A 26,072-nucleotide genomic window follows, 5' to 3' on the forward strand; every position below is an offset into this window, starting at 1 on the left:
GCCCCCGGGTTCAGAGTCCGGGTGACCTCCGGCGCTCGATCTGTACGACGCATTCGCGGGCCAGCAGCTTGATGGTGTCGAGTCCCGCGCGGCCCCAGGCACGCGGCACCGTGTCCACCGCGCAGACCGTGCCGAGCGCGACGCCCGTACGGTCGATGAGCGGGGCCCCGAGGCAGGAGCGGATCCCTATGCCGTCGACCACGGGATTGCCCGCGAAGCGCGGGTAGTCGCAGACGTCCTCCAGCACCAGCGCCTTACGCCGCACGAGCACATGCGGGCAGTACCCGTGGTCCCGGGCCAGACGGCGGCTTCCGCTGCCTCCGGCCGCTCCGACCGCGCCCAGGCCGGTTCCGCTCCTGATGCCGGCGGGGGTGTGCAGCCCCGCGAAGAACTGCCGGTTCTCGTCGATGAAGTTGACTATCGAATACGGCGTCGCGGTCACCTCGGCCACCCGGTCGGCGAGGGCGTCGAAGCTGTCGAACGAGGCGTCGGGGCGCACTCCGAGGCCCAGTCCCCGCAGCCGTGCGCCCCGGCGGGACCCGTCCAGGTCCACGGGGGTGAGCAGCGGCCGGCCCGTCCCGTAAGGGATCACGGATGGGCTCCGAAACCCGAGAGCGGCGCCGGTGCGGTGGCGTTGATGAGGTGCTGGACGAGCGTGACCAGCGCCCCGGTGCCCGAGCTGGCGATCCTCGCGTCACAGAGGACGACCGGCACCGCGGGTCCGAGATCGAGCGCCGCCCTCACCTCTTCCGGTTCGTAGCGGTAGGCGCCGTCGAACTCGTTGACGGCGACGACGAACCCGATGCCACGGCGCTCGAAGAAGTCGACGGCGGGGAAGCACTCGGCCAGCCGGCGCGTGTCCGCCAGCACGATCGCCCCCAGGGCGCCCTTGGACAACTCGTCCCACATGAACCAGAAGCGCTCCTGGCCCGGGGTGCCGAAGAGGTAGAGCACATGCTCATCGGACAGCGTGATCCGTCCGAAGTCCATGGCCACCGTGGTCGCCGACTTGGATTCGATGCCTTCGAGGCTGTCGGTCGCCGCACTGACCTGCGTCAGGAGCTCCTCCGTACTCAGCGGTGCGATCTCGCTGACGGCACCCACGAACGTCGTTTTGCCGACGCCGAAACCACCCGCGACCAGGATCTTGAGGGCCACGGGGAAGAATTCGGAGCTTCCGGAGCTGTCAGAGCTGTCGTCGTAGACCATCGAGCACTGCCTCCAGCAGGGATCGGTCGGTTGGCATGTCATGGAACGCGGGGGCGTGCGCGGTGACCGCCCCGCAGTCGACCAGGTCGGACAGAAGGACCTTGGTGATGACGGCGGGCAGCCGGAGATGGGCGGCGATCTCCGCCACGGACGTGGGTCCGCCGCAGAGCTCCAGGGCCACGGTGTGTTCCGGGCCGAGATGGGCCTGGGGCTCGCTCCCCGTGGCCATCACCAGGGAGAGCAGGTCGAGCACGGTGGTCGGCCTCGTCCGGCCGTTGCTCACGGTGTACGGGCGGATGAGCCGGCCGGCCGCGTCGTCGAGCAACGGCCCGTCCTGCGGGGCCGGCATCCTCACAGCCCCGGGGTGAACGGCGCTCCGGCCGACTGCCGGAGCGGCGTCATCAGGTAGGGGCGCACGCTCTTGACCAGCATGGCCATCTCGTAGCCCAGGACGGCGGCGTCCGCCTCGCGGCCCGCGAGCACGGCGAGACAGGTGCCGGAGCCGGCGGTCGAGACGAACAGGAGCGTCGAGTCGAGCTCGACCACGACCTGGCGTACGTCTCCGTTGTCACCGAATCTGGCGCCGGCGCTGCGGCCGAGCGAGTACAGGCCGGCTGCCAGGGCCGCCATGTGGTCGGCGCTGTCGGGGTCGAGGCCATGGACGGATTTCACCAGGCCGTCCGCCGAGAGAAGGACGGCGCTGCGCGTGTAGGGCACGCGTTGGACCAGGCCACTGAGCAGCCAGTCGAGGTCCGAGACCTGACCGGACGGCATATCGCTCGTCATGGTGCATCTACTCCTTGAACATGTTCTCGGTTCGTTGATCCGGTTCGGGCTGCTGCGGCTCCCGGTGCTCCTGCTCCGCCCGCTCCGCGCCGGCGGTCGCGCCGGTCGTGGAGGAACGGAGCGGCAGCGGGGCCGGACCATGGGCCCGCTGTGCCCCGACGGTCAGGGCGGAGCCGGGGACGGTGGCTTCGGGCCCGGCGTCCGGTGCGCCGTAGGCGTCCGCGGCGTCCGGCTCCTCGGCTGTCTGTGCCTCGGCGAGGTCGACCCCGCGCCGGAAGGCCGCCATCAGACCGGGGTCGTGCAGGGCGTTCTCGTCCTCGGTGCGCGGGACGGGGGCCTCCCTGAGCTGGGGCACCAGGTGCTCCTGGTTGCTGCGCCTCGGGAGCTGAGGGCGCTCGGGGCCGGCCGCTGCGGCCGGGGGCTCTTCGGCGGCAGCGCTGTCCATGGTGGACCTGACGAACGCGACGGCCCCTGCGGCGGGTCCTGGTCCGGCGGAGGGAGCGGGCTCGACGGAGGGTGCGGTCCCTGCCGAGGAGACGGTTCCGGCCGACGGGACGGTTCCGGCCGAGGGGACCGGCTCGCCGGGTGTGCCGGTCACGGCGGGTCTGACATCCGGCGGGGACGCGGCGAGGTTCGGCCGGTCGACCCGCTCGGCACGCAGCGGCAGCGGCGGTGGCACCTCCTGGGGCTGGTCCTGCTGAGGCCGGTCCTCCTGGGGCCCGGCCTGCCGGGGCATCCGGTCGAGCCGCAGCGGGGGCCCGCCCACCGCCTGAGGCGGGGCCGCGGGCGACGCGTCATGGGTTCCGGGCGGTGGGACCTGCACCGTACCTGCTTCCGCGGTGGCGTCGATGTCGATGCCCAGGAGGATCTCGGGCAGCACGAGCACCGCCTGCGTGCCCCCGTAGATGTTGCTCTGCAGCCGCACGGCGATGCCGTGTCTGCGGGCCAGGGAGGCGACCACGAACAGCCCGATCCGCCCGTCCTGCAGCAGATGGGCGACGTTGACCTGGTCGGGGTCGGCGAGCAGGGTGTTCATGCGCTTCTGCTCAGGTCCCGGCATGCCGAGCCCCCGGTCCTCCACCTCGAGGGCGAGCCCGGCGGTGACCCGCTGCGCGCGCAGCAGGACCTGGGTGTGCGGGGCGGAGAACACCGTGGCGTTCTCGACGAGTTCGGCCAGGAGGTGGATCACATCGGCGACCGCGTGTCCGCGCAGGGTGCCGTCGATCGGCGGGACCAGCTTGACCCGTGGGTACTGCTCGACCTCGGCGATCGCCGAGCGCAGCACCTCGGTCATGGTCACGGGGTTGCTCCACTGCCGGCGTGAGACGGCCCCGCCGAGCACGGCGAGATTCTCGGCGTGCCTGCGGATGCGGGTGGCCAGATGGTCCACGTGGAAGAGGCCCTTGAGCAGGTCGGGGTCCTCGACCTCGTGCTCCAGCTCGTCGAGGATCTGGATCTCGCGGTGCACGAGGGACTGAAGCCGACGGGCCAGGTTGACGAAGACCTCGACCTTCTGCTCGTTCCCGTTGCTGCGGAACAGCTGAGAGGCCTGGACGACGGCCGCCACCGCGTCGTCCTGCGAGCGGCTCATCTCCTGGGCGAGAAGCTCGAAGACATCCGCGTCGTCGCCGGCGGCCGGCGTGGGCCTGCGGACGGGCAGCGGGTCGCCGTCGCGGAGCTGTTCCACGACGCCCTGGAGCTCGGTGTGGTGCTGAGCGAGGGTCCGCCGGAGCGCCAGGGCGCGCTCCTGCACCCCGGAGGCGACCCGGCCCGCGCCGATGAAGGCCGCCGCTACGGCAGCCACCGCCAGCGCCCCGGATCCGCCGAGCGCCGCCAGCAGACTGCCGGACGGACGCACCCCGGAGGCCCTGACGGTGAAGATGACGGCCGCGGCTCCGCTGAGCAGGGCCGCCACGGTCGGCAGGAGGGCGGTGCGCAGCAGCTGTGGTCGCAGCCGGCTGTCGGGAGCGGGCTGCGCGGCGCGCGGCCGGCTCGCGGCCGAGTGTGAACGGCCACCCGGGCGGCCGTGCCGTCCGCCTTCGCGGCGTTCCGGTCGCGCGGTGGGTGCGCGAAGTTGAGACATCATCGTCCTCGGTACGTGGGGCACCAGGAATCGGCATTCGTGTGGTGACACCTACGGTGGTCGGTCAGGCCCGGGTCAACGGCTGGGGCAGGCTCGACCGATAGGAGCCCACCGTTGATCACCGGACACACACGGTAGTCGTCAATCGCCCGTGCCCGGCGTGCAGTTGTTGAAGTTGCCCGCCAGGCGTCCCGCTCTGGTATGACGCATCGCACGGACAGCCGAATCCGGCCGCCCCTCACTCCGTACGGGCGGCCGGACATCGATCTCACGTACGAATCGACTGGGGGTGGCCTCGACAGGACCCGCCCTCCCACCTCGGACGGGTCGGCCGTCTCACCTCGGCCGAGGTGGCCCTCTCACCTCGGCCGAGGTGGCTCTCTCACCTCGGCCGGGCCGGCTGGAGCCCCGCGTACACGCCGTCCGTGTTCAGCAGTTCCTCGTGCGTGCCCACCTCGGAGATCCGGCCGCCCTCCATGGCCACGATGCGGTCCGCCCCCTGGATCGTGGAGAGACGGTGGGCAACGACGAAGACCGTCCGTCCGTGCACAAGTCTGCCGAGCGCCTCCTGCACGAGCGCCTCGGAACGGTTGTCGAGCGCGGAGGTGGCCTCGTCGAGCACCAGCACCCTCGGATCACGGATCAGCGCCCTGGCGATGGCCAGACGCTGTTTCTGACCGCCCGACAGCTGCGCGCCGCGTTCCCCGATGACCGTGTCGAGACCGCGCGGCAGGCCGTTCACGAACTCCAGCGCGTTGGCGTCCCGGAGAGCGCGCATCAGCGTCTCCTCGTCCGTGTCCCCCATGCCGTATGTGACGTTCTCGCGGATGCTGCCCTCGAAGAGGATCGACTCCTGGGGCACCACCGAGAGGAAGCGCCGATAGGTCCGCAGGTCGAGCCCCGCCATGTCGGCCCCGTCGAGCAGGATGCGGCCCGAGGTGGGCCTGATGAACCCGATGAGCAGGTTGAGCACCGTGGACTTGCCCGCACCCGAGGCCCCGACCAGCGCGATGGTCTCGCCCGGACGCGCGGACAGGCTGAACGCGTCGACGGCCGACTCCCCGCCCTCGTAGGCGAATCCGACCTCTTCGAAGTCGATGCGGCCGACGACGCTGTCGACCCGCGCCTTGCCCGCGTTGTTCTCCAGGTCGGGCGCCTGCAGCACCTCACCCGCCGAACGCACCGACTCCAGGCCCTTGGTGAGGAGGGGAGCCAGGCCCAGCAGGGTCGTCACGGAGCCGGTCAGTACGGTGAAGAAGGCGCTGAGCATCACCACGTCGCCGGCGGTGACGGGCATCCAGCCGTGGTAGGCGACCAGGGCGGAACCCGAAAGGCACAGCACCCCCAGTATGTTGAGGATGACCCAGGCCAGTGACCCGAAACGGCCGTTGATCATGTCCAGGCGGAGCCCGGCCGCGAAGACCTGGCGCAGCGACCCGTCGACCCGGCCGAGCGCGGTCCGCTCCAGGCCGTGGGCGCGGGTGATGGGCATGAGGGTGGTCATCTCGCCGACGCGGGAGGAGAGATGTTCGACCTCGCGGCGGAAGGACTCGTTGTGGGTACGCAGTCGGCTGCGCAGCCTCATCACGAGGAATCCGGCGGCGGGCACCACGACCAGGAAGAGGGGCAGGAACTCGGGTACCCGCACTCCGATGACGACGAGCCCGCCCACCAGAGTGACGACGGCACCGAGGCCCATGTCGGAGCTCTGCTGGACCATTTGCTCCACAGCCTCGACATCGCGGACCACCTTGGCCTGGAGAACACTCGAACTGACCCGCGAGTGATAGCCGATGGAGAGCTGCTGCATACGGCGGCAGAGTGCCGAGCGCAGGGTCGTGCCCGTTCGCCGGATGCTGCCGCCGAGCAACCGGACGTACCACTGGTGGAGCGGGTAGTTGATCACGAGGATGAACAGCAGGACACCGGTGGCCTTCCATATCCCCGATTCGGGACCGTGCTGGACGACCACGTCGAGGACGGTGGCGGTGATCAGTGGCAGCAGCCAGATCGGGCTGTGCTTCACGACGAAGACGGCGACCGCGACGGCCAGCCGGCCACGGTCGGGGCGGAACAGATGCGCGAGGGTACGGACCGGGTTCTCACCCCGGTAGCGATGATCGAGGTGGTCGAAGGGCGCCAGGGGTTCGGCGGAGGACTGCGAAAGCGCTTTCTCCATGGGAGTATCCCAGCCGCTCGCACCCCCGCCGACAACCCGAATTCACGGAAAGGGACCGGGAATCGCCCCCACCCCGGCGCGGCTGTCAGGCCTGCACGGTGGGCCGGACGACGATCTCACTGACGTCGACCCCTTCGGGCTGTTCGATCGCGTACCCGATGGCTGAGGCGATGGCGGAGGGCGGCATGGCGATCTCGTCGCGCTGTCGGGTCATCGCGGCCGCGACCTCGGGGGTGGCTCCCTTGCCCACACCCTCGGTGTGGGTGAAGCCGGGCGACACGAGAGTCACACGCAGGTCGGGTCCCGATTCCTGACGCAGCCCCTCGGTGAGCACCTTCACCGCCGTCTTGGTCGCCGCGTAGACGGCCTGGGGGGTTTTGACGACGTAGGCCGCGGTCGAGGCGACGTTGACGAACTGGCCGGCGCGCTGTCGACGGAAGACGGGAAGAGCCGCCGCGATGCCGTTCAGCAGGCCGGTGATGTGGGTGGAGACCATGGCGTCCCAGTCGTCCTGACGCAGGTCGTCGAACGGGGAGACGGCCATCGTGCCCGCGTTGGAGATGAGGACGTCGAGCCGCCCGAAACGGTCCACCGCCGTGTCCGTCAGACGTTGGAGGTCCTCGCGGCACGTGACGTCGACGACGACACCGATGGCGGCACCACCCTTGGCCGTGATGCTCTCCACGACCGTGTTCAGCCGGTCGGCGCGCCGGGCTCCGAGCACGAGCCGGGCACCCCTTTCGGCGAGGTGGGCCGCGGTCGCTTCACCGATGCCGCTACTGGCACCCGTGATCGCGATGACCTTGCCCTGGATTCTCGTCATGATCGACTTCCTTTCGGGGGTGTGCGCCGGTCAGCGCGTTGACCTACGGTGGAAACGGAGGCGCCCCCACTTGTTCGAGGCTAAGTGGGGAAGCCTCCGGTAAGCAATACGAAGCGCCTCCGGGAGGGGATGACGCACTGATGGGCGACGAAGCGCACCGTCCGTTGCGAGCTGACGCACGACGCAACAGGGAGAAGATCCTCGCGGCTGCCGCGCGCGTGTTCACGACGGAGGGGCTCGACGCGCAGATGGAACGCGTCGCCAAGGAAGCGGGCGTGGGCAGTGCGACCCTCTACCGCAACTTCCCCACCCGGGAAACCCTGGTCGAGGCGGTCTACCGCAACGAGGTGGCCCACCTGTGCGACGCCGCCCCCATCCTGCTCGCGGAGAGGTCGCCCGACGAGGCGCTGCGCGCCTGGACACGTCTCTTCCTGGACTACGTCACCGCCAAGTACGGCATGATCGACGCCCTGCGTGCCATCGCCGCGACGGGCAGCAACCCCTACGGCCACAGCCGGGAAATGATCCAGGCCGCCATCACCGCACTCATGGACGCGTGCGCGGCGGCCGGCACGATCCGTACCGACATCCGCCCCACCGACATCGGCGCCGCCCTCGAAGGCATCGCCCTGACCTCGGCGGGCGCCGAACACCGACAGCAGGCGGAGCGCCTGCTCGACCTCACCCTGGACGGGCTCACGGTCCGCCCGTGAAGCCCGTGCAGCCCCGTGGCTTCACCGAAGCCCTCCTCCGTGCACTCCGCTGGCGACCACAGCGACCTGCGTGACGACCACGAACGGGTGACATTTTCCGCACCGGTATCGCGGACCGGCCAGTGCCCACGGGCACAGCGACCGAACCCCGGCCACACGAAGCTGACGGGTGGGCGAGGCGGCCCGCCGGGCGGTGGCAGACTCAGGGCACATCGAAGCCCCGTTGGGCGAAGGCGACTTGGGAAGGTCACCTGCACAACGGGGCTTCGTTGCGTACATCACGCACACACGCGGACCCCGCGGTGGCCACGGGTGCGGACACGGCCCTCGTCTCCTCGGGCGGGCGGGACGTCAACGTCGCGATAACCCGACTGCCATGGAGGATGCATCCTGATATGCGCACTTTTGTGAGGCGTCCTAGCCTACTGACATTGCTGGGTAGTCGAAGGCCGGTTCAGCCGGCGGAGAGTGAGCTCCCATGGCTGAGCGAATCGCGAAGCACGGGCTGATCGGCGAGTTGTCGGCGGAGTTCGTAGGCACGATGATCCTCATCCTCTTCGGATGCGGTGTCGTGGCGCAGGTGAACGCGGGCGGGGCCCTGACGGACCCGCCGGGTGGACTCGGGGACCACGACAGCATCGCCTGGGCGTGGGGGCTGGGCGTCACCCTGGGCGTCTACGTGGCGGCGCGGCTGAGCGGCGCCCACCTGAACCCCGCTGTGACCCTCGGTCTCGCCGCCTTCAAGGGTTTCCCGTGGCGGAAGGTGGCTCCCTACGCAGTGGCCCAGACGGCCGGAGCGTTCGTGGCCGCCCTGCTGGTCCGCTGGAACTACAGCGAGGCGCTGGCGAAGGCCGACCCCGGGCACACGTTCAAGACACAGACGGTGTTCTCCACGCTCCCGGCCAACGGCAACCCGGCGCTGCCGGTGCACGAGTGGGGCGCGTTCCGCGACCAGGTGATCGGCACCGCCATCCTGCTGCTGCTGATCATGGCCATCACCGACATGCTCAACACGCCACCGGGCGCGAACCTGGGCCCGTTCATCATCGGACTGGTCGTGGTCGGCATCGGTATGGCGTGGGGGACCAACGCGGGCTACGCGATCAACCCGGCCCGTGACTTCGGCCCCCGGCTGGCGAGCTTCATCACCGGGTACGGCGGAGCCTGGCGCGATCAATACGGAAATCTGTACTTCTGGGTGCCCATCGTCGGCCCACTGGTCGGCGGTCTGCTCGGGGCGGGACTGTACAAGGGATTGATCAGCCGGTTCCTGCCCAGCGCGGAACCCGAGCCGCCGGGGCGTGTCCCGGCATCCCAGGACTGACGACACCGACCGGAGAGGTGGCACATCATGGCAGACTTCATCGGCGCGGTGGATCAAGGAACCACCAGCACCCGATTCATGGTCTTCGACCACGGCGGCAACGAGGTCGCCAAGCACCAGCTGGAGCACGCCCAGATCCTCCCCCGCTCCGGCTGGGTGGAGCACGACCCGGTGGAGATCTGGGAGCGCACCAACTCGGTGATGCAGAACGCCCTTCGCTTCGGCGGCCTGACGGCGGACGACCTGGCGGCCATCGGCATCACCAACCAGCGTGAGACCACGGTGGTCTGGGACCCGCGCAACGGACGGCCGTACTACAACGCCATCGTGTGGCAGGACACCCGGACCGACGCGATCGCGGCGAAACTCGAACGTACGGGGCAGGGCGACGTCATCCGGCGCAAGGCCGGGCTGCCGCCCGCGACCTACTTCTCCGGGGGCAAGATCCAGTGGATCCTGGAGAACGTCGACGGCGTACGGGAAGCGGCGGAGGCCGGCCACGCCATCTTCGGCAACACGGACGCCTGGGTGCTGTGGAATCTGACCGGTGGTCCCGACGGCGGCATCCACGCCACCGACGTGACCAACGCCAGCCGCACCATGCTGATGGATCTGGAGACCCTCGACTGGGACGAGGAGCTCCTCGGGATCTTCGGTATCCCCCGGGCCATGCTCCCCACCATCAATCCCTCGTCGCACCCGGAAGCCTTCGGCTCGACACGCACCTCCCGGCCGCTGCGCGGCGCCGTACCCATCACCGGGGTGCTCGGCGACCAGCACGCGGCCACCGTCGGGCAGGTCTGTTTCGCGCCCGGCGAGGCGAAGAACACCTACGGCACCGGCAACTTCCTGGTGCTGAACACCGGCACGGAACTGGTCCGCTCCCAGCACGGCCTTCTCACCACCGTGGCCTACCAGTTCGGCGACAGCCCCGCGGTCTACGCGCTGGAGGGTTCCATCGCCGTGACCGGGTCCGCGGTGCAGTGGCTGCGCGACCAGATGAAGATCATCAAATCCGCACCCGAGAGCGAGGAGCTCGCCCGGACGGTCGAGGACAACGGCGGCATGTACTTCGTCCCCGCGTTCTCGGGCCTGTTCGCCCCGTACTGGCGCTCCGATGCCCGTGGGGCCATCGTCGGCCTGGCCAGGTACAACGACAACGCCCATCTGGCGCGGGCGACGCTGGAGTCCATCTGCTACCAGAGCCGCGATGTCGTCGAGGCCATGGAGCAGGACTCGGGTGTGCACCTGGACGTGCTCAAGGTCGACGGCGGCGTCACCGCCAACGATCTCTGCATGCAGATCCAGGCGGACGTCATCGGCGTTCCGGTCAGCCGCCCTGTGGTCGCCGAGACGACGGCTCTCGGCGCCGCCTACGCGGCGGGGCTGGCCGTCGGGTTCTGGCGGGACACCGACGAACTGCGCACCCACTGGCAGGAGTCCAAGCGCTGGTCGCCCGAGTGGACCGAGGAACGGCGCGCGGAAGGCTACGCGGGCTGGAAGCGAGCCGTGGAACGCACGCTCGACTGGGTGCAGGTCCCCTGACGTCCGAGTCAGGACAACGTCCTCGCCTCTCAGGTGTGCCCCGGCTCCGGCCGGCTGTGCGCGACGAGGGGTTGCTGAACCGATCTCTGGAGGTTCGATGACCAAGGTGTTCGAGCCACGTGATGTGGCCCCGCGCCTCGCTACCGGCGCGTTCATCCTGAATTCCGGCCTGACCAAGCTGAAGGCGGACGAAGGCACCGCGCAAGGACTGCACGGAATGGCCTGTACGGCGTATCCGTTCCTGGAGAAGCTCGAACCCGGGCGCTTCACCCGGTTGCTCGCCTGCACGGAGATCGCCGTCGGCGGGGCGCTCCTCGCCCCGTTCGTACCGACCCGGCTGGCCGGGCTGGCGCTGACCGGCTTCTCCGGAGCGCTCGTGGGCCTGTATCTACGGGTCCCGGGCATGCGGGAGGAGGGCAGCCTGCGCCCCAGCCAGGACGGTGTCCCGCTGGCCAAGGACACCTGGATGCTCGGCATCGGGCTCGGCTTCCTGAGTGCGGGGCCGCCCCGCACGGGCGTGGCGGTGTCCCGCTGCTCCCACCGCCGCCGACGCAGGTGCCGGCGCTGACCGCGGCTTCGATCGGCCCGCACACACAACGGCCCACTCCGCACGGCTCAGGCCGTGACCACGGAGTGGGCCGTCGGCCGTCTCCGTCCCGACCTCCCGTCCCGTCGCCGCTGACGCACCGGACACGACGTCCGGAGGGATGTGTGGCACGGTGGGAGGGGAGTCGCGTCCTCGAGGTCGAGCGGATCGACGTCGCGCAGTTGGTCCGCCGGCAGGAGAGCCGCCTGGTGTTGACCCCTTGAAACGAAGTGTCCGGCCCCTGGCCGGCCGATCGGCTGAGCTGGCGGCACGCCGAACGTCGCGTCTGCCGACTCGGTGGAGAGGAGCGCATGGTGAAGGCCGTCGTCTACAAGGAACCGTACGAAGTCGCCGTCGAAGAGGTCGACGACCCCCGCATCCTGGACCCCAACGACGCCCTGGTCCGGATCACGTCGACCGCCATCTGCGGCTCCGATCTGCACATGTACGAGGGTCGGACCGCGGCGGAGGCCGGGATCGTCTTCGGGCACGAGAACATGGGGATCGTCGAGGAGGTCGGCCCGGGCGTTGCCGGCGTCAAACCGGGTGACCGGGTGAGTATGCCGTTCAATGTCGCCTGCGGCTTCTGCAGGAACTGTCTGGCCGGCCGCACCGCCTTCTGTCTGACCGTCAACCCCGGCTTCGCCGGGGGTGCCTACGGCTATGTGTCGATGGGCCCGTACACCGGCGGGCAGGCGGAGTACCTGCGTGTGCCGTTCGCCGACTTCAACTGCCTGCGACTACCGCTCGGCACCGAGCACGAGGACGACTTCGCGATGCTCGCCGATATCTTCCCCACCGGGTATCACGCCACCGAACTGGCCCAGGTCAGCCCGGGCGAGACGGTGGTGGTCTCCGGCGCCGGTCCGGTCGGGCTGATGGCCGCCTACTCGTCGGTGCTGCGAGGGGCGTCAAAGGTCTTCAGCGTCGACAAGGTGCCGAGCCGCCTGGCACTGGCCGAGCAGATCGGCGCAGTGCCCGTCGACTACAGCCAGGTCGACGCGGCCGAGCAGATCATCGAGTTGACCAACGGGGCCGGTGCCGACAAGGGCATCGATGCCGTGGGCTACCAGGCCACCGTGCAGGAGGGCGAGGAGCAGCCGGCGATCGTGCTCAACACCCTTGTCCAGAGCGTCCGGGCCACCGGGATGCTCGGGGTGGTCGGCCTTTACGTACCCTCCGACCCCGGCGCGCCGAACGAGGACGCCGCGCACGGCCGACTGCTGTTCAACGTCGGCAAGTTCTGGGAGAAGGGGCTGCGGATGGCCACCGGCCAGGCCAACGTCAAGGCCTACAACCAGCAACTGCGCGACCTCATCGTCGCCGGCCGCGCCGAGCCGAGCTTCGTCGTCTCCAAGCGGCTGCCGCTGGAGGAGGCCCAGGACGCCTACCAACGGTTCGACAAGCGCGAGGAGGGGTACTCGAAGGTCGTACTCGAGCCCGGCCGGAAGGCCGCCTGATCCGATGTGGCGAGCCGGTGCACGGCCGACGTCCCGCGACGAAGCCCGTGCGGACCGGCCCGCGAGCGGGGCCCCCGGCGGCCGACGCGGGAGGAGCTGGGCGTGAACGACGATCGAGACGGAAAGTTGACGGCCTACCGGGGAAAGCGTCGATTCGACCGCACGAGAGAGCCGCGCGGCGAGGGAGCCGACGCCGGCCGGAAGCCGGTCTTCGTGGTCCAGATTCATGACGCGACGTCCATGCACTTCGACTTCCGCCTGGAGGTGGACGGGGTCCTCAAATCCTGGTCCGTACCGAAAGGGCCGACGGCGGACGTGCACGACAAGAGGCTGGCGATGCCCACCGAGGACCATCCGATGGAGTACCGCACCTTCGAGGGTGTCATCTCCGAGGGCGAGTACGGGGCGGGGCCTGTGATCGTCTGGGACGAGGGCACCTACGAACCATTGGCAGCCGGCACGGACGGCAAGGGCCGCACATTCGCCGAGGCTCTGGAGCACGGCCACGCGAGCTTCCGTCTCGACGGGTCCAAACTGCACGGCGCCTATGCGCTCACCCGTTTCCGCGGAGGTGAGGAGTCCGGCGAGCGAGAGTCCTGGCTGCTGGTGAAGAAGAAGGACGCCCGCGCCGACGGCAGGCCCGCCCCCGATCCGCACCGGGCACGTTCGGCGCGCAGCGGCCGCACGCTGAGGCAGGTCGCCGAAGAGGCTTCGGAGGAAACCGGATGAATGACCTGACCCGGCTGGACGGCGTCGACCTGACCCGGCTGCGGCTGCGCCCCCGTGACCAGGGCGGACCGCGGCCCGGCAGCACGGGGACCGGGCGGTCATGAACGACACGCATCGAGTCCGGGCCGGTCGGCGCACTCTCGACGTGCACCGGCCGGACAAGGTGCTCTTCCCGGGGGACGGCGATCTGACGAAGGCGGATCTCGCCGAGTACTACCGACGGACCGCCCGGTACATGGTGCCCGAACTGAAGGGGCGGCCACTGATGCTGGAACGCCACCCCGAAGGCATCGCCGAGCGGCCGCACTTCATGCAGAAGGACACCCCGGACCACTACCCGGACTGGGTGCACACCGTCGAGGTCACCAAGGCCGGCGGTACCGTGCGGCATGTCGTCTGCGACGACGCCGCAACCCTGGTCTTCCTCGCCGACCAGGCTTGCGTGACCATGCACCGGTGGCTGTCCACCACCGCGCATCTGGACAACCCCGACCGTCTGGTCTTCGACCTGGACCCGCCGGGTCACGATTTCGAAGCGGTACGTCATGCTGCTCGCCGGACGAAGGAACTGCTGGACGAGCTGAAGCTCCCCACCATGCTGATGACCACAGGCTCCCGCGGTCTGCATGTGACGGTCCCCCTCGACGGACGCAGCGGGTTCGACGACTGCCGCGCCTTCGCCAGGGACGTGGCCGAAATCCTTGCCGCCCGCGACCCCGACCGGCTCACCACCGCGGTACGCAAGGACTCGCGCGGCGACCGCCTGTATCTCGATGTCCAGCGCAACGCGTACGCCCAGACCACGGTCGCACCCTGGTCGGTACGCGCGAGGAAGGGCGCGCCCGTCGCCGTGCCGCTGCCTTGGGACCGCCTCGATGACCCGGACCTCACCGCCCGGAGCTGGTCATTGCGCGACGTGGACGCCATCGTGGAACTCGCCGAAGCCGAGCCCTGGTCGGGGCTGGGCCGCGGGAGGTCCCTGGACGCGGCCCGCCAACGACTCGACAAGCTCAGCTGAGCCGACGACCGCCCGCGCAGGGCGAAGAGGCCGCCGATGGCCGCCGCCACGTCCCGAGCCTCTGCCACGACCGCCCCGAGTGCCAGGACAGGATCCTTCACGGGATTCTGGGAGACCGCGCGGCGCTGGGCGGCAGGCAGGCGTACAGGTCGAGTATCCCGGGCTTGGGAGCGACGCCCGGGCCGCCGGCGCGTACCCAATCCACTATGTCCTCGGTGGCTCGGGGATCGTTGACGAGCCCCAGCCACACCGGCCTGGCACCGGCTGCCCGGCCCGCGGAGGAAGGTTGCACCACGACAACGTTGGCCTGGTCGCACACGTCGAGGCAGTCGGAGACACGTACGGGTGCCTCGGAGCGCAGACGTGCGGTCTGCGCGGCGTGATCGATTCCGCTCACCTTGGCGGTGCCGCAGCAACAGTCCCGGCAAACGACGATCCGGCACGGCACCTGGCCGGCCGCCGTCCCCGTCGCTGCGGCCTCGCCCAAGGTTCCTTCGTCCGGCTTTTCAGGCACGCTGAACCGCCCTCTCCCCGGGGAGATCCGCCCCGGCATCCATCGAGGAGGCGACCGCGTGAGTCTCCTGGCTCTCGGCTCAACACTCGTCCCGTCCTTCCCACCCCTGTGGGGGTAGTGGAGTCTCCGGGATCCGCTCGCCGATCACAGTGGCGGGACCGCGCCGGATTCTCACCGGCTTCCTCGGACCGCCGTCGCCCTGTCGCAGCCATCATCGCATCCGGCCGCTGCGCATGGCCCTGGCCTGCTCGTCGCACAGTTACGAGGCTGTTCGACGGGAGTGTTCCCAGCCTCTGTGCGGGGCAGCCCGTTTCAGGTGGTGCGGCCAGGATGGCCGGGTGTGCGCGGAGCGTCTCGGAGCCGATGATGTGTTCCGTGTACGCCCCGCTGCGGCTACGCCACCGTGGCTGACGGCCGGCGTGTGGTCGTCGCGCCGGCCGTGGCGTGACAGGCAGCGGGTGCGGCTGCGGCCTTCGCCCCCGCGGGCTCGCCGTGGAAGCAACGGACTGAGGGCCCATCGGCAGTCGCCCGCGGATGGGCCCCTCTGCTGCTCACGGGGGCAGGCCACTCAGCAACCGGGAGAGCTACTCAGGATCCCCCTTGTCCTTCGTCATCGCTCGCCCGCGAGGTCGACTTCCTCCCGGTGTACAGGTGTCGCATCCGCTGCCTCCGAACGGCGCCACGGGCGCGCGATGGGCGCCGACACCGCGCGCCACCAAGCATCCGTGGGGAGCTCCCCGGCGGGTTCGAACGGTTCCCCCGCACGGGGGGACGCCACTGCCTGCCCGGCCTCCTCAGCCACGTCCTTCAGCCACTCCCCGGGCTCCGACCACGGGTGCGGGGCGAGATTGAAGGTGCCCCAGTGGATGGGCAGCAGCGCACCGTGGGGCCTGCCGCCCTGGAGGTCCAGATGCGCGCGCAGGCCCTCGGTCGGGGTCATGTGGATGTCGGGCCAGTACTCCGAGTAGGCACCGACCTGGATCATCGTCACGTCGAAGGGGCCGTGCTCGGCGCCGATGTCCTGGAAGCCGGAGAAATAGCCGGTGTCCCCGCTGTGGTAGACCCGGTGCTCCGGGCCCGCGACGGCCCACGACGCCCAGAGCGTGTGCTGCTGGTTGCGCAGACCCCGGCCGCAGAAGTGCCGGGCAGGGGTGGCGGTCAGGCTGATGCCGGCGATCTGTGTGGTCTCGTTCCAGTCGAGCTCGTGGATGCGGTCCAGCGGCACACCCCAGCGCTCCAGATGCGCGCCGACGCCGAGAGGTACGGCGAAGACCGTGTCCGTCCCGGCCAGAGCCTTGATCGTGGGCAGGTCGAGGTGGTCGTAGTGGTCGTGGGAGATCACGACGGCGTCGACGGTCCCGAGCGCGGCGAGCGGCAGCGGTGCGGGGTGCAGCCGCTTGGGACCGGCAAAGGCGAACGGCGAGCAGCGCTCACCCCAGACCGGGTCGAACAGCACCCGGCGGCCGTCGATCTCGACGAGCACGCTGGAGTGGCCCAGCCAGGTCACCCGCAGGCCGGACGCCGGCGGCGCGGCAAGATCGGCCAGGGTCGTGGCGTGCACGGGCACGGTGCCGAGCGGGGATCTGCGGGCCCGCTGCTCCTTGTGGAAGTACACCTTGGCGAATTCGAGCATGGAGCCGGACGGCCTGGTCCGCGCCCCCTCCGGGTTCTGGAACACTCCGTCGGCGAAATTGGGCGAGCGGCGGATCCGCTCCATCCGGGTCCCCGCCGGGTCCGCCCCGAAGGCGTCGGGGCGCAGCGAGCGGAGTCTGGTACGAAGCGAAGGCTGGTTGTCGGCGCCGGTCACTACATCTCCTGAGGGAGTCGGTGTCGTCTCATTATGGTCGGGAGGCAGGACAGAGCGAGGGCTCGGCGGTGAACGGAGCACCATCGCGCCGTCCGCTGAACCGTCTCCCCGGGAGTGCCGCGTCAGGCACCCGGCTGGCCGTAGACATGCCCGATCCGCAGCGTCAGGACGACTCTGCGGTCCTGGACCATCACCCGGCGGTAGTCGTCCCAGTCAGGGTGCTCTCCCCGGACGTCCCGGTAGAGCGTGACCAGCTGCTCCACGGTCGCGTCCTGGGGATCGGCGGCGGGCGGGGTCAGCTCGGCGGTGGCATCGGCGACGGTCCACGCCCACCGGTCGTCGCTGGTCACGTGGTAACTCGCCCGCGGGTCCCGGCGGAGGTTGCGGGTCTTCGCCCTGTCCTCCGTGATGGAGACCCGGATGACGCCTTCGTCGGGGTAGTAGGCGTGGTTCACGTTGGACAGCTGGGGCCTGCCGTCACGCTTCAGGGTGACCAGCACCCCGCCGTCGTGCTCCCCGATGAGTCGTAGCAGTGCCTCGCGCGCAGGTTCCGTCATGCCGACTCCAACGTCCGGGCCCTCCGCAGGATTCCTCATCCGGGACAGCGCTTAGGGTGACCGGATGGTGAGAGTACGGCTGAGTGTGGCGGAGCGGCGTGAGGAGCTCCTGCGTGCCGCTGTCGAGCAGATCGAGGTCCGTGGTGTGTCCTCGGTCCGTATCGCCGATGTGGCCGCCGTTCTCGGTGTGAGCAACGCGCTGGTGCTCTACCACTTCTCGTCCAAGGAGAAGTTGGTGGGCGCCGCGTTCGCGTACGCGGCGGAGGCCGATCTCGCCCATCTGCGCATGCTGCTGACCCGGCGTACCAGCGCGCTCAGGCGGCTCCGCTCCGCCGTGCGCTGGTACGCGCCGACCGGGCAGGCCAAGGGCTGGCGGCTGTGGATCGAGGGGTGGGCGTCCTCGCTGCGTGATCCGGTACTGCGCGAGGTGGCCGGAGATCTCGACCAGCAGTGGAAGGCGGAGCTGGCCGAGGTGATCGAGGAGGGGGCCGCGGCGGGTGAGTTCCACTGCGACGATCCGATGTCCGTGGCCTGGCGGCTGACGGCCCTCCTGGACGGGCTGGCCGTCCAGATGACGTCGTACGCGGGTCCGCTCTCCACGGCCACCATGCTGCGGTGGACCGAGGAGGCGCTCGCCCGCGAACTCGGCATCGACCACGCGGTCCTGACCGCCTGAGCCGCGGCTACGGCTACGGCTGCCGCTGCGCCCTGTCAGGTCTGGCGCACCGGCGCGTAGGCCTCTCCCTGGAGCCCGAAGGTCCAGGCGACGCCCTCCTTCGCGGTCCGGGTCCTGGGTGGTACCCGAAGCCAGTAGGTGCGGTGCGTGCCGTCCGGCTCGGGGGTGGAGTTGACGACTTCGACCATCACGACGTCCTCGTCCCCCTCCATCCCTATGCGCCAGAGGATGCCGGTCTCGTCCCGGTGCACCGGCTGCGCGCCGGACTCCGAGAGGTAGCGGTCGTAGCCGTGGAACTCCAGCATCACGCGGCGCAGCTCGGCGTTCTCCTCGGCGCGTATCCGCTCCGGAGTCAGGCTTGCCAGACTGTCGAGGAATTCGACCGGCACGGGCATTCCACGCCAGGCGTACAGGGCGAAGCCGTCCGGGTAGGCCAGGGCGGGGCCGTCGCCGCGGTCCAGCCGTCCCGCCTCGTCCCGGTGGAGCTCCTCGGGACGCTCGCTGATCACCACGGCGTGCTCGTAGGGCCACCACCAGCCGGCGTTCCTGGCGACCTCGGCCAGTCCGGTCAGCCGGTCACCACGGCCGTCGAAGGCCGAGAGCCAGGCGGCGTCGTGCTGGCCGAGGACCGCGTCGAGCAGCACCAGACGGACGGCGGACTCCTCCTCGGGCCCGGCGGCGAGCTCGGCGACGACTCCTGTCCGTATCCGCTCGGCCAGCGCGGCCGTGGTCTCCCACAGCTGGGCGCCGGTGGCGGACCACAGAGCGGACCAGCCGGCCGGGCCCAGTTCGTCGTACATCCGGCGTCGTTCCTCTGCCCAGGGGCGGGTGCGGACGTCCTCGCGCACCGAGCGTCCCGCGCCGGACAGCTTCTCCACCACCTCGACAGCCGCTCTCGGCGAGCCCGCCCAGATGATGCGCTCCGGCTCCGCGAGCCCCGCATTGCGGTAGGCGAGCCGCACCCCGTCCTCGGCCGCGCCACGGTCGGCCCTACCCGTCGCCGCCGCCACGGCCCGCCACGCGTTCACGTACTGCATCGGAATCCCCGTCCCCTGTTCCTGTGTTCCTGTGTTTCGGCTGTTCTGACCGCACATCACCGGGCAACCGGGCGCAGGGAACGGTCAGTCGGCGACGACCCGCACCGCGCCCGGGGCGTACTCACGCTGACGCACGACGCGGAACCAGCCCGTCGGCAGCGCTATCGCTGCGTGTTCCTCATGAACCACGCGTCCGCCCTCGGGGAGATGAAGCAGCATCGGGCCGAACGGCCCCGCCTCCCGCATCAGCCGGCCGGGCCCCTGCACCGCGTGCGCGTGGCCGGTGACCTCTCCCAGCGCCAGGACCAGCCGCCCCCGCCCGTCGCGCCGTTCGCCCGGTGCGTCCAGGAAGTGTGCGGGCACCTCCGACTCCTCCAGCGCCACCATCAACACGTCACCCTGCCGGTACACAGACGTCTCCCCTCCGCACCGGCACCCGCTGTGCCGGTCACAGGTAAAACGCTACGAGGGGGGTCTGACATCGGGCCCGGACCACCGGACGGCCAGGGCCCGGTCACCCCGTTGTCAGTGGCGCTTGATAAACCTTGCGGACATCAGTCGTCCCCAGCATCAGGAGATCGGTGCCATGTCCGAAGCGGACCGTCTGCACGAGTTGCTCGGCCTTCCTGCCGTCGATTTCCGGCGCGAGACCGAGGGGGCACCCCGCCCCGCGGCCGGCGACGTGGCCTGGCGCGTCAGCGTCGACCCGTTCGGTGACGACGAGGAGGTCACCTGGGAGGAGGAGTTCGGCGCCTTCCTCGACGCCGTCGATCCGTCAGGGGTCGAAGCCCTGATCATCGGGCAGTGGGGCGAGTCGTACGAAGAGAATTCCACCTACCCCATAGGGCTCGTCACAGCCGCGGCGGACCGGTTGACCTCGCTCAAGGCCGTGTTCGTCGGGGATCTGACGGCCGAGGAGGCCGAGATCTCCTGGATCGAGCAGTCGGATGTCACGGTTCTGCTCACCACCTTCCCCGCCCTCACCCATTTCGGGGTGCGTGGCGGCACGGACCTGGTGTTCCCGCCCGTCAAGCACGAGGCCCTGCGTGAGCTCACCTTCGAGAGCGGTGGCCTGCCCGCCCAGGCACTGCGCGGAGTGCTGGACAGCGAGTTGCCCGCCCTGGAGCACCTGGAGCTCTGGCTCGGCGTCTCCGCCTACGGGGGCGATGCGACCGTCCCGGACCTGGCACCGCTGCTCGCCGGTGGCCGTTTCCCCCGACTGCGCCATCTGGGCCTGTGCAACAGCGAGTTGCAGAGTGAGATCGCCGCCGCGATCGCTTCGGCGCCGGTCGTCGCGCAGCTCCGCACGCTCGATCTGTCCAACGGCACGCTGGGGGACGAGGGCGCGGCGGCCCTGCTCGACGGCCAGCCGCTCACCCATCTCACCTCCCTCGACCTGCACCACCACTTCCTGACCGAGCCGATGGAGCGCCGTGTCAAGGAGGCCTTGGAGCCGCACGGGGTGTCGGTCGATCTGTCGGGGCGCTCCGAGCCGTGGGACAACCGCGGTCCCGAGGGCCGCTACACCGCGGTCGCTGAGTGAGGACGGTCATCCCGAGTACGACGAGGCACGCCGCGCCGCCGTCTACGAGCAGCGGGACGCCACGCTTCGCGGTCGTCGGAATTCCCGCCGGCCGAAGGGTCGGCCTCTTCCAGGACGCCGTGCGCGCCGCCGGCCTGCCCGCCGCGCGCACGGTGTCCTGGCCGGACGTACTACGGGGCGACGCGGTCTTCCTTCCGGGGGAGACCGTGCGCGTCGATTCGCCCGGCGAGGACGCCGAGGTGGACCGGCTGCTGCGCGGTGGAGCCGATCCGACCAGGGTCGAGGGTTCGGCCCGCTGGTACGCGCGCTTCACCTCGGCCGTGCGGGAGGTGGCCCGGGCGGCCACAGCCGCGGGTTCGGTGCTGCTGGACGACCCCGAGGACATCGCGGTGCTGTTCGACAAGCGGCTCTGTCACGGCGTCCTCGACGCCGCCGGGGTGCCCGTGCCGTACTCCCCCACCTCGGGACCGGACGCCGGCCCCGTGCGGGGGTGGGCGGATGTGCGCCGGCTGCTGACGGACCACAGGATGCCGAGGGTGTTCGTGAAGCCCGCGCACGGCTCCTCCGCCTCCGGGGTGATCGCTCTGGAGACGGCGGGCTCCGGGAGGATCCGGGCGGCCACCTCCGTGGAGCAGGACGAGGAGGGACGGCTGTTCAACTCCCTGCGGGTGCGCCACCGCACGACGGAGCGCGAGGTCGCGGCCCTCGTCGACGCCCTGGCCCCCGACGGACTGCACATCGAGCGCTGGGTGCCCAAGGCGAGCCAGCGGGGGCGGGCCGCCGACCTCAGGGTCGTGGTGGTCGCCGGACGGGCGACCCATGCGGTCGTGCGGACCAGCCGCTCCCCCATGACCAATCTGCACCTGGGCGGCGCACGCGGTGATCTGCACGCGGTGCGGGCCGCCATCGAGGCGGCGGGCGGCAGTTGGGACGCCGCCCTGGCCCTGTGCGAGCGTGCCGCGGCCTGCTTCCCGGACACGCTGTGCGTGGGCGTCGATCTGCTGCCGACGACCGGGTGGCGCCGCTTCTGCGTCGGCGAGGTGAATGCCTTCGGGGACCTCCTGCCCCGCCTGACCGGCCTGCCGGGCAGCGAGGCGGAGGGCCTTGACACCTACGGGGCGCAGATCGCCGCCGTGGCGGGCACCGCTCCGGATTCCGTGCCGGATGCCCTGCCGGATGCCCTGCCGGACAAGGCTCCGGCGAGCAACGACCGAGCAAGGAACGACCGTGTCACCGATGTCCCCTGATCCCACCTCCCGCGGCGCGCTGACCGCGAACCCCGACATGAACGAGATCGTGGGCAGCCACGATCTCCTGCTCGTCACGCTGGACACCCTGCGCTTCGACGTGGCGGATGAGCTGGCCGCGGCCGGGCGCATCCCGAATCTCGTGCGGCATCTGCCCGGCGGCGTCTGGGAGAAGAGGCATGCACCGGGCAGCTTCACCTACGCCTCCCATCAGGCGATCTTCGCCGGTTTCCTGCCGACGCCCGCCGCGCCGGGACCTCACCCGCGGCTGTTCGCCGCCCGTTTCGCGGGCAGTGAGTCGACCGCGGACGGCACCTTCGTGCATGAGACCCCCGACATCCTCTCCGGCCTCGCAGCCGTGGGCTATCGCACGGTGTGCGTCGGCGGTGTGGGTTTCTTCAACCGCCGCCCACCGCTCGGCTCGGTGCTGCCCGGCATGTTCCAGGAGAGCCACTGGGAGCCGGAGTTCGGTGTCGCATCCCCGACGTCATTCGAGTCGCAGGTCGAGCGCGCCGTGCAGGTCGTCTCCGAACTCCCCGCTGACCAGCGGCTGTTCCTCTTCGTCAATGTGTCGGCGCTGCACCAGCCCAACTGGTTCCACCTGCCAGGGGCCACGGCGGACGCGGGGGACTCCAGGGCCACACACGCCGCGGCCCTGGAGTATGTGGACCGGCACATCGGGCGGCTCTTCGCCGCGGCGAGCAGCCGTCGCCGATGTTTCGCGATCGTCTGCTCCGATCACGGCACGGCGTACGGCGACGACGGCTACACCGGCCACCGGATCGGTCACGAAGCCGTGTGGACGGTGCCCTATGCCCACTTCTTCCTCGAACCGGAGGTGACCCGATGACCGGCACCACGCACGGCACCGGTCCGTACCGCAGCTATGTCTACGCCTACCCGCACAAGACGGCCTACCGCCCGCTCGACGGCCATCCCGGCGGACGACCACCGCTGCGTGAGCTCTGGGCGGCGGAGCGCAAGGACGCGCTCTCCCTCTACCTCCACATACCCTTCTGCGAGGTCCGCTGCGGCTTCTGCAATCTGTTCACCCGGATCGGCGCGCCCGAGGAGCTGACGACGCGTTACCTCGACGCGCTCGACCGCCAGGCCACCGCCGTCCGGGACGCACTGGGCGACGAGGAGCCGGTGCGCTTCGCCGCCGCCGCGTTCGGCGGCGGCACCCCCACCTTTCTCACCGCGGGCGAGCTGGAGCGCCTCTGCGACATCACGGAGAAGCGGATGGGCGCCGATCTGAGGGCGGTGCCCCTCTCGGTCGAGACCTCGCCTTCGACGGCGACCGCGGACCGGCTGGCCGTCCTGGCCGACCGGGGCGCCACCCGGATGAGCATCGGTGTGCAGAGCTTCGTCGACGCCGAGGCGCGGGCGGCGGTCCGGCCTCAGCACCGCTCCGAGGTGGAGGCCGCCCTCGGCCGGATCCGCGACGCCCGTATCCCGGTCCTCAACATCGACCTGATCTACGGCATCGACGGCCAGACGGAGGCGAGCTGGCGCACCTCGCTGGACGCCGCCCTGGCCTGGCGCCCGGAGGAGCTGTACCTCTATCCGCTGTACGTGCGCCCGCTGACCGGTCTCGGACGTCTGGCCGACGGGGCCGAGCCACCGCGAGGACCGGACAGCGCCTGGGACGAACAGCGGCTGGCGCTCTACCGCGCGGGCCGCGACCACCTGCTGGCCCAGGGCTACGAGCAGGTGTCGATGCGGATGTTCCGCCGCGCGGACGCACCGCAGGCGGGCCCCGAGGACTACGCCTGCCAGACCGACGGCATGATCGGGCTCGGCTGCGGGGCCCGCTCCTACACCTCGTCCCTGCACTACTCCTTCGACTACGCGGTGGAGACGCGGGAGGTCCGGGGCATCATCGACGGCTTCACCACCACCGAGGACTTCTCCCGGGCGGAGGTCGGCAGGTACGTCGACGAGGACGAGGCGCGCCGACGCCACCTCCTGCAGTCGCTGCTCCAGGCCGAAGGCATGCGGCCCGCCGGGTACCGCGAGCGCTTCGGCACCGACCCGTACGAGGACTTCCCCGCCGAGCTGGACCTCTTCTCCGCGCGCGGCTGGCTGGACGGGGCGGTGGGCCCCTCCCTGCTGCGCCTCTCCCCCGAGGGCCTGGCCCATTCCGACGCGCTGGGCCCCGAGCTGTTCTCTCCTGCCGTGCGGGCCGCGATGGCCGCGTACGAGGCGAAGTGAGCGGAGCGATGGGCATGGACCTGACGATCCTTTACCGGGGCCCGCTGGCCTCCTGCGACTACGACTGCCCCTACTGTCCTTTCGCCAAGAGGCGGGACAGCGTGGAGCAGCTCCGGTCGGACCGTGCGGCGCTGGAGCGGTTCACCGTGTGGGCCGCCGGGCAGACGGAGGACCGGCTGAGTGTGCTGTTCACTCCGTGGGGCGAGGGCCTGGTGCGGTCCTGGTACCGGAAGGCGCTCGTCGAGCTGTCGCAGCTGGAGCACATCGGCCGGGTCGCGATCCAGACCAACCTCAGCGGCCGTACCGGCTGGCTGGCCGGGGCGGACCGCGACAAGGTGGCCCTGTGGTGCACCTACCACCCGGGCCAGACGCCGTACGAGCGGTTCCTCGGGCGGTGCCGGGAGCTGACGGCCCTCGGGGTGCGTCACAGCGTCGGGATCGTCGGCCTCGACGAGCATCTGGAGGAGGCCCGCCGGCTGCGCTCCGCGCTGCCGCCCGAGGTGTACCTCTGGGTCAACGCCGCCGAAGGGCACACCTACACGGACGAGCAGGCGGACCGCTGGACCGCCCTGGACCCGCTGTTCGCCTACAGCAGGCATCCGCACCGCTCGGCCGGGCTGCCGTGCAGGACCGGCGAGTCGGTCGTGTCGGTGGACGGTGACGGTACGGTGCGCCGCTGCCACTTCGTCCGTGCCGAGCTGGGCAATCTCTACGACGGCAGCTACCGGGGCTCGCTCGGCCCGCGCGGCTGCCCGCTCGATGTGTGCGACTGCCACATCGGCTATGTGCATCTGGAGACACTGCCGTTGTACGACGTCTTCGCGGGCGGCGTGCTGGAGCGGATACCGGCCCGTCCCCTGCGGATCCCGGCCGGCGCGACAGGGACGCCGGCCCCGGACGGTCCGACGGAGACACCCGCCACGGACGGGCTCGTGTCCCCGGGCCCGGGGAGGCGGCTCCCCCTGGTCGGCCGCTGACCGGAGGCCGGCGGGCCTGCCAGGGGCGCCGCAAGGGCGTCAGAGCGGCAGCAGGTCGGGGCGCTTGGCCGCGACGTGGTCTCCCGAGGACTCCCCGCGCAGCCTGCGGCCGATCCACGGGACGAGGTACTCACGCGCCCAGTTGATGTCGTCGCGGCGGACCTCGAGCGCTCCACGCTGTGCCTGCGGGGGCCACACCTGGTCGGGGTCGGCCGGCACCTCGATGCCGAGCACCTGGGCGGCGCGCAGCGCGACGCGGGTATGGCCCTCCGCCGAGAGGTGCAGCCGGTCGTTGTCCCAGGCCCGCCTGTCCTGCACGGACCGCAGGGACCACAGGTCGAGGACCGGGCAGTCGTAGCGGTCGGCGATGGACCTGACATGCGCGGTGTACGTCGCGATCTTGCCCCGCAGGTGCTTGAGCACGGGGATGCCACGGGTGTCGAAGCCGGTGGTGACCATGACGGTGCCGACGGCCTGCGTCAGATCGGCGACCGCACGCTCGAAGCGCTCTGCCACGTCGTCCGGGTCGGAACCCGGACGGAGGATGTCGTTGCCGCCCGCGCAGAAGCTCACCAGGTCGGGGGCGAGTTCCTTGGCGCGGGGTACCTGCTCCTCGACTATCTGGTCGAGGAGGCGTCCGCGTACGGCGAGATTGGCGTACCGGAAATTCCCGTGCGTGTCGTCCGCGGCGTCGCCCGCCGCATCAGGGACCGGGAGCTGGTCCGCGAGGAGCACCGCGAATCGGTCCGCCCAGCCGACGAGCGTCCCGCCGGGGCCGGGGTCGCCGACGCCCTCGGTGAAGCTGTCGCCAATCGCTGCGTACGACCCGATGATGCCTCGTTGTTTGTTTCTCGAATCGTCTGCCACAAGCGCTTATCTTGCACCTTCTAATGTGACCTACGCGACCGTAATGAGGGGTTGACGGGTGGTGAGAAAGACCACCTGGTCAGCCCGGAGGCAACGGAGACCGTGTACCGCACCGTGAAGCCTCTGGCCGAGACCGCGGGGCTGCCGGCCGCGCCCCGCAACCCGCTCTGGACGGCCG

At 70.6% G+C, this 26,072-nt stretch carries 26 protein-coding genes and 1 riboswitch; of the genes, 13 read left to right on the plus strand and 13 right to left on the minus strand.

The window, feature by feature from the left end; translation table 11 throughout:
* Nucleotides 1-10 precede the first annotated feature (10 nt).
* From AB0C75_RS32250 to AB0C75_RS32280, 7 genes are all read right to left on the minus strand, one after another.
* Nucleotides 11-592, minus strand: a complete 582-nt coding sequence (locus AB0C75_RS32250; RefSeq protein WP_362895475.1) for a GAF domain-containing protein — start codon at nt 590-592, stop codon at nt 11-13.
* Entirely contained in the window at nt 589-1,209 is a 621-nt protein-coding gene (locus AB0C75_RS32255; protein WP_362895477.1) for an ATP/GTP-binding protein, read from the minus strand. Before AB0C75_RS32255 ends, AB0C75_RS32250 begins: the two co-directional genes overlap by 4 nt.
* Entirely contained in the window at nt 1,187-1,558 is a 372-nt protein-coding gene (locus tag AB0C75_RS32260; protein ID WP_362895479.1) for a DUF742 domain-containing protein, read from the minus strand. Before AB0C75_RS32260 ends, AB0C75_RS32255 begins: the two co-directional genes overlap by 23 nt.
* A gap of 2 nt (nt 1,559-1,560) precedes the next feature.
* The gene (locus AB0C75_RS32265; protein ID WP_362895481.1) at nt 1,561-1,995 is read right to left on the minus strand and encodes a roadblock/LC7 domain-containing protein; all 435 of its coding nucleotides are present in this window, start codon (nt 1,993-1,995) and stop codon (nt 1,561-1,563) included.
* A gap of 7 nt (nt 1,996-2,002) precedes the next feature.
* A complete protein-coding gene (locus AB0C75_RS32270) occupies nt 2,003-4,078 on the minus strand; it encodes an ATP-binding protein (protein WP_362895483.1) in 2,076 nt (691 codons plus the stop codon).
* A gap of 382 nt (nt 4,079-4,460) precedes the next feature.
* A complete protein-coding gene (locus AB0C75_RS32275) occupies nt 4,461-6,257 on the minus strand; it encodes an ABC transporter ATP-binding protein (RefSeq protein WP_362895484.1) in 1,797 nt (598 codons plus the stop codon).
* 85 nt (nt 6,258-6,342) lie between these two features.
* The gene (locus AB0C75_RS32280; protein ID WP_362895486.1) at nt 6,343-7,080 is read right to left on the minus strand and encodes an SDR family oxidoreductase; all 738 of its coding nucleotides are present in this window, start codon (nt 7,078-7,080) and stop codon (nt 6,343-6,345) included.
* 140 nt (nt 7,081-7,220) lie between these two features.
* Here AB0C75_RS32280 and AB0C75_RS32285 point away from each other — a divergent pair, with 140 nt between their 5' ends.
* The 7 genes from AB0C75_RS32285 (at nt 7,221) to ligD (ending at nt 14,455) form a co-directional block, all read left to right on the plus strand.
* Nucleotides 7,221-7,793, plus strand: a complete 573-nt coding sequence (locus tag AB0C75_RS32285) for a helix-turn-helix domain-containing protein (protein ID WP_362895488.1) — start codon at nt 7,221-7,223, stop codon at nt 7,791-7,793.
* Between the two features lie 478 nt (nt 7,794-8,271).
* Complete coding sequence (locus AB0C75_RS32290) at nt 8,272-9,117, plus strand: MIP/aquaporin family protein (RefSeq protein WP_362895489.1); 846 nt, start codon at nt 8,272-8,274, stop codon at nt 9,115-9,117.
* A 27-nt stretch (nt 9,118-9,144) separates the two neighbouring features.
* Nucleotides 9,145-10,662 carry a glycerol kinase GlpK gene (gene glpK / locus AB0C75_RS32295; protein ID WP_362895491.1) on the plus strand — a complete coding sequence of 506 codons (1,518 nt, stop codon included), beginning with the start codon at nt 9,145-9,147 and terminating at the stop codon, nt 10,660-10,662.
* A 97-nt stretch (nt 10,663-10,759) separates the two neighbouring features.
* Complete coding sequence (locus AB0C75_RS32300; RefSeq protein WP_362895493.1) at nt 10,760-11,230, plus strand: hypothetical protein; 471 nt, start codon at nt 10,760-10,762, stop codon at nt 11,228-11,230.
* Nucleotides 11,231-11,562: 332 nt separating this feature from the next.
* Nucleotides 11,563-12,708, plus strand: coding sequence for a glutathione-independent formaldehyde dehydrogenase (locus tag AB0C75_RS32305; protein ID WP_362895515.1), 1,146 nt, complete (start codon nt 11,563-11,565; stop codon nt 12,706-12,708).
* Nucleotides 12,709-12,810: 102 nt separating this feature from the next.
* The gene (locus tag AB0C75_RS32310) at nt 12,811-13,437 is read left to right on the plus strand and encodes a DNA polymerase ligase N-terminal domain-containing protein (RefSeq protein ID WP_362895495.1); all 627 of its coding nucleotides are present in this window, start codon (nt 12,811-12,813) and stop codon (nt 13,435-13,437) included.
* A 100-nt stretch (nt 13,438-13,537) separates the two neighbouring features.
* Entirely contained in the window at nt 13,538-14,455 is a 918-nt protein-coding gene (gene ligD / locus AB0C75_RS32315; protein ID WP_362895497.1) for a non-homologous end-joining DNA ligase, read from the plus strand.
* A 97-nt stretch (nt 14,456-14,552) separates the two neighbouring features.
* On the opposite strand, the gene AB0C75_RS32320 is transcribed toward ligD, so the two are convergent.
* The 3 genes from AB0C75_RS32320 to AB0C75_RS32330 form a co-directional block, all read right to left on the minus strand.
* A complete protein-coding gene (locus AB0C75_RS32320; RefSeq protein WP_362895516.1) occupies nt 14,553-14,903 on the minus strand; it encodes a (2Fe-2S) ferredoxin domain-containing protein in 351 nt (116 codons plus the stop codon).
* Between the two features lie 126 nt (nt 14,904-15,029).
* Nucleotides 15,030-15,154, minus strand: a riboswitch (cobalamin riboswitch).
* 425 nt (nt 15,155-15,579) lie between these two features.
* Nucleotides 15,580-16,776, minus strand: coding sequence for an MBL fold metallo-hydrolase (locus AB0C75_RS32325; RefSeq protein WP_362895498.1), 1,197 nt, complete (start codon nt 16,774-16,776; stop codon nt 15,580-15,582).
* 122 nt (nt 16,777-16,898) lie between these two features.
* On the minus strand, nt 16,899-17,333 hold the full coding sequence (locus tag AB0C75_RS32330) for a PPOX class F420-dependent oxidoreductase (RefSeq protein ID WP_362895500.1): 435 nt from the start codon (nt 17,331-17,333) through the stop codon (nt 16,899-16,901).
* Nucleotides 17,334-17,397: 64 nt separating this feature from the next.
* On the opposite strand from AB0C75_RS32330, the gene AB0C75_RS32335 reads away from it, so the two are divergent.
* Entirely contained in the window at nt 17,398-18,009 is a 612-nt protein-coding gene (locus AB0C75_RS32335) for a TetR/AcrR family transcriptional regulator (RefSeq protein WP_362895502.1), read from the plus strand.
* Nucleotides 18,010-18,044: 35 nt separating this feature from the next.
* Here the strand turns inward: AB0C75_RS32335 and AB0C75_RS32340 are convergent, their stop codons facing one another.
* Entirely contained in the window at nt 18,045-19,046 is a 1,002-nt protein-coding gene (locus AB0C75_RS32340; protein WP_362895504.1) for a DUF6745 domain-containing protein, read from the minus strand.
* 84 nt (nt 19,047-19,130) lie between these two features.
* Nucleotides 19,131-19,457, minus strand: a complete 327-nt coding sequence (locus AB0C75_RS32345; RefSeq protein WP_362895506.1) for a hypothetical protein — start codon at nt 19,455-19,457, stop codon at nt 19,131-19,133.
* Between the two features lie 175 nt (nt 19,458-19,632).
* On the opposite strand from AB0C75_RS32345, the gene AB0C75_RS32350 reads away from it, so the two are divergent.
* The 5 genes from AB0C75_RS32350 to AB0C75_RS32370 are packed head-to-tail and all read left to right on the plus strand — an operon-like array spanning nt 19,633 to nt 25,027.
* The gene (locus tag AB0C75_RS32350) at nt 19,633-20,589 is read left to right on the plus strand and encodes an STM4015 family protein (protein ID WP_362895507.1); all 957 of its coding nucleotides are present in this window, start codon (nt 19,633-19,635) and stop codon (nt 20,587-20,589) included.
* Between the two features lie 8 nt (nt 20,590-20,597).
* Nucleotides 20,598-21,836 carry an STM4014 family protein gene (locus AB0C75_RS32355; protein WP_362895518.1) on the plus strand — a complete coding sequence of 413 codons (1,239 nt, stop codon included), beginning with the start codon at nt 20,598-20,600 and terminating at the stop codon, nt 21,834-21,836.
* Between the two features lie 37 nt (nt 21,837-21,873).
* The gene (locus AB0C75_RS32360; RefSeq protein ID WP_362895520.1) at nt 21,874-22,686 is read left to right on the plus strand and encodes an STM4013/SEN3800 family hydrolase; all 813 of its coding nucleotides are present in this window, start codon (nt 21,874-21,876) and stop codon (nt 22,684-22,686) included.
* Nucleotides 22,683-24,050, plus strand: coding sequence for an STM4012 family radical SAM protein (locus tag AB0C75_RS32365; RefSeq protein WP_362895509.1), 1,368 nt, complete (start codon nt 22,683-22,685; stop codon nt 24,048-24,050). Before AB0C75_RS32360 ends, AB0C75_RS32365 begins: the two co-directional genes overlap by 4 nt.
* A 14-nt stretch (nt 24,051-24,064) precedes the next feature.
* Nucleotides 24,065-25,027 carry an STM4011 family radical SAM protein gene (locus AB0C75_RS32370; protein ID WP_362895511.1) on the plus strand — a complete coding sequence of 321 codons (963 nt, stop codon included), beginning with the start codon at nt 24,065-24,067 and terminating at the stop codon, nt 25,025-25,027.
* Nucleotides 25,028-25,066: 39 nt separating this feature from the next.
* On the opposite strand, the gene AB0C75_RS32375 is transcribed toward AB0C75_RS32370, so the two are convergent.
* Entirely contained in the window at nt 25,067-25,894 is an 828-nt protein-coding gene (locus AB0C75_RS32375; protein ID WP_362895513.1) for an SGNH/GDSL hydrolase family protein, read from the minus strand.
* Nucleotides 25,895-26,072 lie beyond the last annotated feature (178 nt).

This window comes from Streptomyces sp. NPDC048565, from assembly GCF_040650935.1.
Classification (GTDB): Bacteria; Actinomycetota; Actinomycetes; order Streptomycetales; family Streptomycetaceae; genus Streptomyces.